Annotated in this window: 9 protein-coding genes and 1 tRNA gene; 4 read left to right on the top strand and 6 right to left on the bottom strand. The window is 60.2% G+C overall.

All coding sequences use genetic code 11. From position 1 onward, the window contains the following. The first annotated feature begins 266 nt into the window (after positions 1-266). A complete protein-coding gene (locus FJ398_20395; GenBank protein ID MBM3840278.1) occupies positions 267-701 on the top strand; it encodes a tetratricopeptide repeat protein in 435 nt (144 codons plus the stop codon). 148 nt (positions 702-849) lie between these two features. Here FJ398_20395 and FJ398_20390 read toward each other — a convergent pair. Further along, a tRNA-Ser gene (locus tag FJ398_20390) sits at positions 850-938 on the bottom strand. Positions 939-1,213: 275 nt separating this feature from the next. Between FJ398_20390 and FJ398_20385 the strand changes: the two genes are divergently transcribed. Both FJ398_20385 and FJ398_20380 read left to right on the top strand, forming a co-directional pair. Next, positions 1,214-3,793 (top strand): hypothetical protein, encoded by a 2,580-nt coding sequence (locus FJ398_20385; GenBank protein MBM3840277.1) that lies wholly within the window; start codon positions 1,214-1,216, stop codon positions 3,791-3,793. Between the two features lie 107 nt (positions 3,794-3,900). Continuing rightward, positions 3,901-4,893 (top strand): hypothetical protein, encoded by a 993-nt coding sequence (locus FJ398_20380; GenBank protein MBM3840276.1) that lies wholly within the window; start codon positions 3,901-3,903, stop codon positions 4,891-4,893. A gap of 443 nt (positions 4,894-5,336) precedes the next feature. On the opposite strand, the gene FJ398_20375 is transcribed toward FJ398_20380, so the two are convergent. After that, the gene (locus FJ398_20375; protein ID MBM3840275.1) at positions 5,337-6,032 is read right to left on the bottom strand and encodes a Uma2 family endonuclease; all 696 of its coding nucleotides are present in this window, start codon (positions 6,030-6,032) and stop codon (positions 5,337-5,339) included. 27 nt (positions 6,033-6,059) lie between these two features. Then, positions 6,060-6,689 (bottom strand): superoxide dismutase, encoded by a 630-nt coding sequence (locus FJ398_20370; protein ID MBM3840274.1) that lies wholly within the window; start codon positions 6,687-6,689, stop codon positions 6,060-6,062. A gap of 283 nt (positions 6,690-6,972) precedes the next feature. Here FJ398_20370 and FJ398_20365 point away from each other — a divergent pair, with 283 nt between their 5' ends. After that, positions 6,973-7,302, top strand: coding sequence for an FkbM family methyltransferase (locus FJ398_20365; protein ID MBM3840273.1), 330 nt, complete (start codon positions 6,973-6,975; stop codon positions 7,300-7,302). On the opposite strand, the gene FJ398_20360 is transcribed toward FJ398_20365, so the two are convergent. From FJ398_20360 to FJ398_20350, 3 genes are all read right to left on the bottom strand, one after another. Further along, positions 7,299-8,498, bottom strand: a complete 1,200-nt coding sequence (locus FJ398_20360; GenBank protein MBM3840272.1) for a glycosyltransferase family 4 protein — start codon at positions 8,496-8,498, stop codon at positions 7,299-7,301. The genes FJ398_20365 and FJ398_20360 overlap by 4 nt on opposite strands. Continuing rightward, positions 8,495-8,689, bottom strand: a complete 195-nt coding sequence (locus FJ398_20355) for a hypothetical protein (protein ID MBM3840271.1) — start codon at positions 8,687-8,689, stop codon at positions 8,495-8,497. Before FJ398_20355 ends, FJ398_20360 begins: the two co-directional genes overlap by 4 nt. Positions 8,690-8,922: 233 nt before the next feature. Beyond that, positions 8,923-9,984 (bottom strand): N(4)-(beta-N-acetylglucosaminyl)-L-asparaginase, encoded by a 1,062-nt coding sequence (locus FJ398_20350; GenBank protein MBM3840270.1) that lies wholly within the window; start codon positions 9,982-9,984, stop codon positions 8,923-8,925. Positions 9,985-11,708: the final 1,724 nt, after the last annotated feature.

Genomic DNA, 11,708 nt, shown 5'->3' with positions numbered 1-11,708 from the left:
GAGATTTTGCGAAACGCTGCGGACAGCTTGAGCCTCCCCCTCTGTCCGGGTGGGGTTAGAATTCCGGTCTCCACCACCTTTTTCCGAGAGTTCGCGGGACAGGATTCCCGCCTTGGGCGGCCTCCGAGACCCTCTCAGCCGGGAAGCCTCCAAGGATCGCCTCAAAAGGGCGTTTTTCTTGCGGCAGAGACCCGGAACGTTCAGGCTTCGCCTCCAGCCGTGAAAAGCAAATTCCTATTAGCTGTTAGTAACATGAAACGGACGCGCTGAGGCTCGATCCTAATTACCCGGAATCGTACTGGAATCTGGCGTACGCCCACTTGCAGCAACGAGACTACGAGAAAGCCGAGTTCGCCGCCAAGAAGGCCATCGAGGTCAGTCCCGATTCGCTCATTTTCCGCGCCCGCTTAATTCATGTCTATGCGGCCTGGGGCAAAACAAATCAGGCTCGAATCGAGCTGGCAAAGCTCCAGTCGGAAGCCAGCCAAAAACAAGAATACCTCCCGGCTTATCAAGTGGCCGTCATTCACACGGCGCTGCAAGATCCCGATGAGGCTTTCAAATGGCTGCGCCAGGCAATGACGGACAACGATCGCTCCTGGTACATCACCGAACTCCCGATCGATGCCATGTTTGACCCGCTGCGCACCAATCCGCGTTTCGCCGCACTGCTGGCGGAAATGAAATTGCCCGGGCGCTGACGCGTCAGGAGCGCGGAGCGCCCTTGCCCGCAGCGCTTCCGCTACGACCGGGCGTGGAGAAGTCTTCCATGCGTGCCAGCCCGTTGAGTCTGCTGCGGGCGAGGACGCCTGCCGAGGTCGGTTGATTCTCTAGTCTCCCCTTAAAGGTTGGCGGAGAGAGTGGGATTCGAACCCACGGTACTGTTTAGGTACTCGCGCTCTCCAGGCGCGCGCCTTAAACCACTCAGCCATCTCTCCGTCTGGTCCTGAACTAAGGTGCGAAACCCGATTCGCCGACGCAACCTTTTTTCGTGGGCGAGCCACTCTGAACTTTGAACTTTGAACTAATCACCGTCCGCGGCTTGAATAACTGAGATTCTAATCGAGTCAATCAGGTAGCTTTGAGAGTCGTCGGAATGACGTGAATTCTGAGCTGTGAACCGCCCGTTACCAGTTCGGGCAAGAGTCAGCGCGAATCAGACCAGACGTTGCTTTGACACCCGGCCAACATCCAGTAACTTGAGAGGAGACTTATGAAACCTTCCCTTCGTCCTGCCCTCCAGGCGCTCGTCTTGATCGGCTCCGCCGCCCTCCTGGGAGGTTGCCGAGCGCAGTCCACCTACGTGAGCCAGGCCAACAACTTGATTGTGCCTGCGACCACCAACACGTTGACGAACGCCCCCGAGACCACAAACACCGTAAGCCAAGCCGACAGCGCTGCCGTGACGAATGCCGCGCCGCCGCTCACCGCGGAAAAAACCTTCGGAGAGAAACTGACCAGCGGCGAAGCCAGGCTGTCCGAAAGCCTGGCTGGAATCATCAATCTGGCCCAGGGCGGCGTCGGTGAAGAAGTTCTTCTGGCCTTCGTTCGGAATCATCCGACGCCGTTTAACCTGTCGCCGGAAGAGATTCTGTATGTTGCCGATCTGGGCATTTCGGAATCGGTCATTGCGGCGATGATCCAGCACAAGCCGGGTCTCGTTGCCAAGCCCGCTTCAGCGACCAACACCGTCGCGGTCACGCCCCCGGCAGTGGCGACGGACCAACCTCCGGTCCTGGCGCCGGCGACAAACCGGATCGCTCTGCCCAACGCGCCGTCGTACGCGGTCACCGCCACGCCGGCGTTCGAGGCCGGCGCTCAGCCCGAAGCCATCGCGGCTGCACCGCAAGTTCAATACGAGTACTTTTATCCCCCGCTGGCGCCGTATGGGAATTGGTTCGAGGTGCCGGATTACGGGATGGTTTGGCAGCCCACCGTCGCCGTGGTCGATACGTCGTGGAGGCCGTACTTCCATCGAGGCCGCTGGATTTACTCGGACTGCGGTTGGTACTGGCACTCGGATTATTCGTGGGGCTGGGCGCCGTTTCATTATGGCCGGTGGGCCAATTATCCCGGCCGCGGCTGGCTCTGGGTCCCGGGATCGGTTTGGGGACCGTCGTGGGTGACGTGGCGGTATTCGGATGCGTATTGCGGCTGGGCGCCGTTGCCGCCGGGCGCGTATTACGATCATGGCTTTGGATTCCGCTATCGTTCCGGACGGGTTGGAGTCAGCTTCGACTTCGGCCTGGGCAGCGATTATTACACCTTCATTCCCACGGCGCGCTTTTGCGATCCGTACCCGTGGCGGCATCGAGTCACGGGCGCGCACATCGTCAATGTGTACAACCGGACGACGATCATTAACAATTACGCGCAAGGCCCGAACAAAGTCATCATCAACGAGGGCGTCGATCGGGGGAAGATCGCTGCGATCACACGCTCGGAGATCCGCAAAGTGCAGGTCCGCGATGTGCCGCACAACACGGTGCGATTGGTCCGGCCGGATCGTCTGGAGCGCACTGGTTCGGACCTGGTGGTTTACAAGCCGGTTTCTCCGGCCGCCCCGAGCGATTTCGTGACGACCCGCGCGGGCCAAGAGCTGCGAAAACCCGCCGCGTCCAACGCAGACTTTGCTGAAGGCCATCGACCCGCCGCAGGGCCGCCGAGAGGCGGAGCGCCTCGCGTGGCAGAGAGCCGGGCCAAGACGGGCCTCCAGCCTACCGCCGGCCTCGCCGCGGAGCCGAAACCCATCGCATCAGAGGTGACTCGCGTTCCTTCAACTCGCGGCACCCACTCCTCAAGCGTAACGGGACAAGACTCGGGGGCCGCCCTGACACTCAAGTCCACAGCCGAAAGTCGCAGCGCCTCCCTCCCTGAAATTCGAACGACTCGTTCGTTGAACACATCCAGGCCGAGTCCGAGACAGAGCAGTGCGGGAGCGTCCGCTCCGAACAACCCGGCTGTGGCTCCTGCGTCACCGGCGAGTCAACCCAGGGAGTTCGGCAATGCCCAGCCGCTCCGGCAAGCGGACGATTCGCGCGGCGTCGCCGCGAGCGATCCGCAGCTCATTCAAACTCCGGTCACGCCTCTGCAACGACGCGAAACGCTGCGCTCAACTGCCAATTCTTCGGCAGTCGTTCCAAGCCGGCCGAATTCGCCGACCGCGGCTCGCGCACCTGGAATCAGGCCCGCGAACGATCTGGAAACGCGGCTCATGGAATTTCAGGCAGCCAACCGCGCCGCCCCACCTTCACAAACGCGCCCGATCGAGCAACCGACGTTCCGCACTCGAAGTTTGACCGAACGATCGAGCGTGCCGTCGTATTCGCAGCCCCAACCAGGTTCGTATGCCGTTCAGACGCCGCCGGCGTATTCGCAGCCGCCGTCCGCTTATGCGCCGCAGCCAACTTCCGGACCGCAGTATCGCCGGGAACTTCCGAAGCCGCCTTCCCTGTCCTATCCCGAGAAGCGGAGCTATTCGCAGCCTGGGCCGAGTTCGAGCTATGATCCCTCTCCAAGTTATCGACCGCCTTCGGGGTACGCGCCATCGCCATCGCCATCACGTGGACCTGCGGACTACGGTTCGTCGATCCGCTCCACTCCTTTGCCAAGCCAGCCGGCGCCGTCAAGCGGTTCGATCACGATTGTGCCTTCGTCTCGCCAAGGTCCGGCGCCCACGCAGATTTCGCCCAGCCAGTTGACGCCGTCGCCGCGGTCCTCCTCTTCTTCGGGCAACACGGTCCCGTCGCGTTCGAGCAGCTCCGGCGGCGGACGTCAGACGCAAGAGCAATGATTCTGGAAATTGAATTGACTGAGTTGACTATTCTTTTGCGGACTTCCCTTTTGCGAACTTCCAGGGCATAAGTGCTCGCAAGCAGAACCGCGAACCGAGAGGCGTGCATGATTACGATGAACTCACCCCGACCCAGTCTATGGAGAGGTGTCGCCGCATTGCTGCTGCTTATTGCGCTCTGGCCGAAGGGCGGCTTGCAAGCCCAACCTAGGCCTTCCTATGGTGACACGGTTTACTCGACCGGGTTCGAGGTTGCGGAAGGTTACGATCCGGGGCTTGAACTGGTTGGTCAGAACAACTGGATCGGGTTTGGTTCCGGCGGGAATGGCATTCTCACGAACTTTTTCGAGGGCTACGGACAGCAGGCGTACATCGGTTTTGCGCCCCCGGCGCCGAAGGACGAAGTCTTGAACGTCTGGCGGCCCATCGGTCTTGCGCCCATCAACCCCGGCCAGCCCATCGTCAAGTTCACGGTCATGATGCAGATCGTGGATTCGACGAACGGGCAATATGACGATTTCCGCTGGAGCGTTTATAACACGAACGGCGCCCGGCTGTTCACGTTGGATTTCGACAACTCGTCTCTCCAGATCTCCTACGGCCTGGACAACAACGCGGGCTTCGTTCCCACGGGCCTGGCCTTCGACAATGAAGGCTACTACGAGTTGAAAGTGTCCATGAATTTCGCGCGCAATCTCTGGACCGCGACGCTCAACGACACGATCCTCGTCAATTCCAAAGAGATCACGACCACGAACGCGGTGTTGAATTTCGGCGATGTCGATGCCGTGTGGGCAATCCGCAAAGCGGGGGCGGCGGGAAACAACTTCATGATCTTCGACAACTTCGTCATCACCACCGAAGGCGCGCCCTCCATTCCGCCCAAGGTCCTGCCGCTGGGCCTCGCGGCCAACGGCCAGTTTCAAATGCGCGTCTTCGGCGAGCCGGGATTGAACTATGTGATCGAAGCGTCATCGAACCTGGCCCAGTGGGAAGCGATCAAAATCATCAGCGCGCCCGCCGGAGCAGTGTTTGACTTTCAGGATCCGGACGCAACCCGCCTGGGGCACCGGTTCTATCGCGCGTGGCATCGGCCATAGGGACGCGTTTAGCGATTCCAAAGCATCGCTTCGGGATGGGCAAGGGACCGATCACCGCCGCGGCCTTCGGGGCCGACCACGAGCACCGCTATGAAGGTCCGTCGCCATTTCAGCGGCGAGCCTGGTTCCGGGCGACAACGTTTTCGCAGCGGAAGTGCATCAAGCAAGCGCGGCCAATTCCGATGTCGTCTTTGGCGCGGAACTCGCCTCGGTAGTTCCGAGTTCTCCGCGCCTTTGAGGATCAAGTTGAGCGAGCCGGTATTCCAGGGGGGGGGATCTCACGATCAACTGGGCAGGCAACGGCACGCTCCAATCTGCCGATGCCGTAACTGGGCCGTGGATCGATCTGACGGAGGCCAGAAGTCCCTTCGCGGTTCTCGTCGGGAGCCGCGCGAGGTTCTATCGTCTCAAACAGTAGCCTGGCCTTGGTATCCGCGTCTGTTTCAGCGCAGGCTTGCGACGAACGTCCGGTGCGCCGCGGTGGCAAGCCCGCGCTGCAGCGTCGCAAGCACTTTGGAGCCGTCCTGCGTCAGCAACGCGTTCACGTCCAGAACCAGGCCTGGAAAACAGCGGCTGCGAATCAGTCCGTGCGCCTTGGGTTTGACGGCCACGTAGTCGGCATCCTCCAGCGCGAACCAGTCAAACCCTTGTTCCAGTGTGCGCCAGACCAGGTATTCGCGGACCCCAGCCATGGCGTAGGCTTCCAGCTTATCGCCGAGATCCAGGCTGGCGCTGCTTGCTGCGATTTCCGCCACAAGCTCAGGAGCGCCGACGAGATATTTCTTTTCGTTGATCCGAGTTTGGCCACCACGTCCTGGCTTGAGGCAGAGACATGCGTCAGGTTGCGGGGTATTCGCGGGCCCGGGGATGACGGTCGTGTTGGCGAAGCACTCCACTCCCGGCGTCTTGACCGCATAAAACCCGAGCCAAATTTGGACCAGGTTATCGGGCTTGCTGTGATCAACAGTGACTGGCGAAGGCATATAGACAACTCCTTTGACGAGTTCCGCTTTCTTTAGATCGGGCATCGCTTCGTAGCGGCGCAGGAATTCGCGTGAACTCAGCCTTGCGCCGTTCTCCAACGGCGGCGCCTCTCTCAAACGCGCGCTTTTGCGAAGGGATTGGATCGTCGTCGTCATCCTGCGATAATCGTTCCCGCTTCGGGGCTACTTTTTCGCCGCGTCGTAATTCTTCGCCGCCTCAGCCCAATTCACGACGTTCCACCAGGCTTTCAGGTAATCAGCGCGGCGATTCTGGTATTTGAGATAGTAGGCGTGCTCCCAAACGTCGCAGCCGAGCACCGGTTTGCCTTCGCAGCCGGCGACGGTTTTGCCCATGATTGGATTGTCCTGATTGGCGGTGGAACCAATCTCAAGTTTTCCCGCGTTGACGACGAGCCAAACCCAGCCGCTGCCGAATCGTCCCAGACCTGCCGCCTCAAATTTCTCCTTGAACGCGTCGAAACTGCCAAACGCGGCCTGGATGTCGTCGGCCAGCTTGCCGCCGGGCGCGCCGCCGGCTTTCGGCGCGAGAAGTTTCCAGAACATCGAATGGTTGGCGTGGCCGCCGCCGTTGTTGCGCACCGGGCCGCGGATGTTCTCCGGGACCGCCGCGAGGTCGCTGATAAGCGCTTCGATGGATTTGCTTTCCAGCGCGGCGTTGCCGGCGATGGCTTTGTTCAAGTTCGTGACGTAAGCGGCGTGGTGCTTGCCGTGGTGGATTTCCATGGTCTGGGCGTCGAAGTGCGGTTCGAGCGCTTCTTTGGGATACGGTAAGGAAGGGAGTTCGTGTGCCATAATGTTCGATTCGTTAATAGACTTGTGTCCGTCGTGATTTCGTTTTCGGTCCTGGTACCAACCTGCGGGGCGAAAGTAGCAAACGCCCCTCGAATACACAAGCGCCCGTCGGACGCCCAAGGCAAGCCACAACCAAAGCCGTTACAACGTTAAATCGTTATATGGGTTAAATCGGTTGAATGGTAGAATTTGCCCAAGCCGCGGAGATTTTTTTATGGATAACATTACAAATGGGAACGGGCAGATTCGAAGGTTCTGGAAGTAGGAACAAGGTAATCAAACGCTGCGCCGAGCCGGCTTGAGCGGCGCTTCGGTCTTGAAGATCGATACGGAAGGCGCGGAAGTCCGCGTTGCGCGCGGCGCGAAGTCATGTCTTGCCAAGCCCTCGCTGCGGTTGGTGATCTGCGAACACAATCGGTTTGGCCTGACCGCGCTGGGCGCCACGACGGCCGAACTGATGCGGGAATTCTATGCGGCCGGATTCAAGGCTTTCGCAACCGAAGACGGATCGAATTTCCAGGAGATCACCCTCGACGGCGCGTTTCAACCGTGCGGCGCCTGGGCGGAAAGGTTCAACACGGATCGGACCGACAACATCTTCTTCCGTCGCTAATCCAGGTATCCAACCAACTGTTCGAACCGCCGTCGCCAGGTCCAATCCCGCATGAATTGCGCCGCCGCGGCGCCCCGTCGCGCGGCCTCGGTTCGGTCCCGATAGACCCGCTCCAGAAGATCCAGCACTTCATCGACGTCTGATTCGCCCCACCCATCGGTGGCGGCGAACGGCGCCACAACGTCCGCCCGCTGTTGATGGGTGAGCGGATAGCAATGGCGCTCGTCGATCAAGTCCAGGTGCCCGGTGTTCGCGGAGAGAATCGTCGGCAAGCCGCTGGCCATGCATTCCATCGCCATCAAGTTCGTGCCGCCTTCGCAGCGATTGGGAAACACGGCGGCATCCACCTGAACGTAAACTTTTGGCATGAGATGATTGGGCACCGCGCCGAGATTGTGCGACGCGCCGCGCGGGACGCCGTTGCTTTCCAGCCAGGGCGTGATTTCCAGCAACCCGTCCGAGTTCACCGCGGGAACCCCGCTCACGTAGCCCTTGCGGTCGATCCCAATCATCGACTTCGGCCAGTGATTGTGCCAGGCGGTGAACAGAATCGATTCCGGGTGACGCTGATGAAATTTTCGGAACGCGGCGACCAGGATGTCCTGGCCTTTCCGGTATTCCAGCTTGCCCCCGGAAAAAACCAGGAACGGCCCGCCGGGCGCCTTGGGTTGGTCCGACGGAAAAAACATCGAGTGATCGACGGCCTGAAGGAACGTTTCCGCATTCCGAACGTTGTGCCGGCGCAGCACGTCGCGATTCCAGGTCGAACCCGCGAGAATCCACTTGAACCGCTTCGCCACATCCAGTGAATGCGGGGGCAAGTGCGTGTCTTCAGAGAAAATGATCGCCAGGTTGGTTGTGCCGACGATGCGCTCGGCCGCGTCATTCGAGGCGAGCCGATTTCCCAGCGTGTGAACGACTGGGAATTCGCACTGACATCGCTCGTCCGGATGTTGGGCCAGCAGGTTGGCTGCGATCCGTTCCCGCGCCAGCACGCGGTCGAACACGGTCTGATACTGCGGCGGCAAAGCGTTCGGGGCGTCAGTGGGCACGAAGGGCACCACGGCGAACCGTCCATCGACCTCGGCCTGCAAAGCCAGGTTCATGCCCAGAACTCCCCAACCGGACGTCGGGCTGATTTGCCAGTTCAATCCGAGCCAGCGCCGGCCGGGGTTCTGTCGCGCGTTTGCTGTCATGCCACGACTTTCACAACAACGAAACGGCCACCGTTTGGCAAACCAATTCCTTCCGTAACCGCAAGAGAGAACAGGAGAAACAAATCAGACCTTTGGTCTGCGAAGCCGCCGGGGAGATCGAATCCATTTTCTCGCTCACGTGTGAGCGCATGACCGAAGTCTTCCAGAAGCTGAACGAACGCCAGGCTCAATTCCTGACCCCCGCCCAAAAGGGGTGCTCCTGGAAGAAATGGAGCTGGAACGCCGGAAGTTCTTCCACCGCGATCCAAAATCGAACACCGTCCAGCACCTGCCGCAGCCGTTGCCCGCTCGAACCGCTGAGGAACGCCCGCCTTCCGGTTTCTGCTGGTCCGTGATTCGGAGGCCGATTTCCTTATTGAGAATGGCATGTGGCTTGCCTCTCTGGCGGTTGCGAGTCAATGTTTCACGCGTTCTTTTTGTATAAGAATGCGCAATCCAATCGGCGGCTTTCTTTCTCGCCCGTGTTCACGGTGAATTTCTCGCCGCTCCAGATTGAAGCGGCGCCGAACTCTCCGCGTTTGTTGATGGCGTAGAAATTCACATTGAACTTGGGGCGGCCCTGCTCGTCGAGCAGGCGTTTCATCTTCGTTTGCGCGAGAATGCGTTTGCAGGCCAGCAAGCACGCTTCCTTCGGGCTTTTCCCCTGGCGCATGAACTCGACCACCATGACGCTGCTGCACGCGAGGAGGTTCGCTTCGCCGCGGCCTGTCGAACCCGCCGCGCCCACTTCGTTATCGACATACAGACCGGCGCCGAGAATCGGCGAATCGCCGACGCGTCCGGGGATCTTGTAGGACAGGCCGCTCGTGCTGGTGCAACCGGAAATGCCTCCGCGCAAGTCCAGCGCGCTGCAATTGACCGTGCCGTGATTGCGCAAGGCCGACTGCAATCCCTGGCTGATGTTCTTCGTTTCCAGATCGTGCGGAGGCAGCCAGTCATCGGTCCGGCTCAGTTCCTCCTTCCACTTCAACCAGGCCTGCCGCGATTCGTCGGTCAGCAAATCTTCTTCCTTGAAGCCATGAGCCTTCGCAAAGCGCAGCGCGCCTTCCCCGACGATCAACACGTGGTCCGTGCGTTCCATCACCAGGCGCGCCACCTTGGAGGGGTTGCGGATATTGCGCAGCGCCGCGACCGAGCCGCCGCGACCGGTCGGCCCGTGCATGACGGACGCGTCGAGTTCCACGATGCCCTCCTCGTTGGGCAATCCGCCCAATCCGACCGAATTGTCGTTCGGGTCGTCTTCCAAGATGTTTACGCCCGCGATCACGGCCTCCAGGGCGTCGGCGCCTTGCTGAATGAGCGACATCGCTTTCGCCGTGACTTGCAGTCCGTTGCCGCTGGCGATCACGACGGGCTTAGTCGCGGCGGGATTTTGAGCGCGCGCAGCGGGTGCGCTCAGGAGCTTGTGGCCAAGCAGCGCAGCGGCTCCGGCCGAGGTGGAATGGATGAAATCGCGGCGGGGAATGAGGTGTTCCATGAGAACCCGGTTACCGGAAGTTCTTCGGTCCATCAAGCCCGAACTTTCAGAAGGCGCTAAAGTTTCTTCAGCCGGTAAAAGCGCGTGCCACTCGAGGCATCGACGGTCACGGAGTTTTGTCCGCCTGCCACGGCCGGCGCGGTCGCAACCGAGGACCAGTTGGCCGGGGAGAGTGTCGCCGAGGATTCCAGGACAAACCCCGCCGCCGACGCCGGCCAGGACAAGAGGGCGTTTTTCCCGGAGAGGCTCACGCTTAGTTTTGGCGCCGTGCCGACCGCAGGGCTGACCAGAATCCGATCCAGGTCCGCCTGAGAGTACTCGTCCATCAAGTTGGGGTTGGTGCTGAACAACCACAAGTCAATCGCTGTCCCGCCTTCCCGATACGACACGGTGAACTTCAGGGGCTTGCCCACCTGGCTGTCTTTGACCTCGTACTTGAAGCGCATCCGCGGCACGCCTTGCGTCTCCGGGTTCAAGAATTGGCTCGAGGACAGTTCATTCCAGTGAAAGTTGCCTTCCCAGTAAGCCCGGCCCGCGTCGTCGCCCAGCGAATGATTGACCGGATTGCCGCCTTCTTTGATCGTCAGATATCCGCCGTCACAACAGCCTTCGGCATATCCGCCCCGATCGCTCAACGGCCAGTCGGTTTGCGGATCTTTATCAAAGTCCGGCGGCACGAAGAACGAATCTTCGTTGAGGTAATTGGCGAGGTTGCCGCCATTCTCGAACATCGTGAAGCGCATGTAGAGGTAGTAGATGCCGGGTTTGGAGAACTGGACCTGGTAGGTCACTTTGTCGATGTGCTGGCCGAAAGTCGTTTGGGTCCAGAGCGCGCCTTTCTTGGAGGCGGTCGTGTTCTTGGCCAGGACCGCATTGCCCAGGGCGCTAGTGACCGTGCCGCTGTTGTTCGCACGAGTGAAACCCGCCCCAGGGTTTTCGTTGGTCTTCAAAGAATAATCCTCGCCTTCCAGAATCAGGTACGACCAGGCCTTGGCGCCTGTCCCGACCACATTGCCAGGATCCTGCACGGTGATCAGCGGTTTTGTCACCAGGAGTTGGTCCAACTCCGCCTGAGAGTACTCGTCCATCAAGTTGGGGTTGGTGCTGAACAACCACAAGTCAATCGCCGTCCCGCCTTCCCGATACGACACGGTGAACTTCAGGGGCTTGCCCACCTGGCTGTCTTTGACCTCGTACTTGAAGCGCATCCGCGGCACGCCTTGCGTCTCCGGGTTCAAGAATTGGCTCGAGGACAGTTCATTCCAGTGAAAGTTGCCTTCCCAGTAAGCCCGGCCCGCGTCGTCGCCCAGCGAATGATTGACCGGATTGCCGCCTTCTTTGATCGTCAGATATCCGCCGTCACAACAGCCTTCGGCATATCCGCCCCGATCGCTCAACGGCCAGTCGGTTTGCGGATCTTTATCAAAGTCCGGCGGCACGAAGAACGAATCTTCGTTGAGGTAATTGGCGAGGTTGCCGCCATTCTCGAACATCGTGAAGCGCATGTAGAGGTAGTAGATGCCGGGTTTGGAGAACTGGACCTGGTAGGTCACTTTGTCGATGTGCTGGCCGAAAGTCGTTTGGGTCCAGAGCGCGCCTTTCTTGGAGGCGGTCGTGTTCTTGGCCAGGACCGCATTGCCCAGGGCGCTAGTGACCGTGCCGCTGTTGTTCGCACGAGTGAAACCCGCCCCAGGGTTTTCGTTGGTCTTCAA

The sequence above is a fragment of the Verrucomicrobiota bacterium genome, from assembly GCA_016871535.1.
In the GTDB taxonomy this organism is placed as follows: domain Bacteria; phylum Verrucomicrobiota; class Verrucomicrobiia; order Limisphaerales; family SIBE01; genus VHCZ01.
The sequence above is the reverse complement of the archived record's forward strand: the minus strand, read 5'-3'. Positions and strand labels throughout refer to the sequence as shown.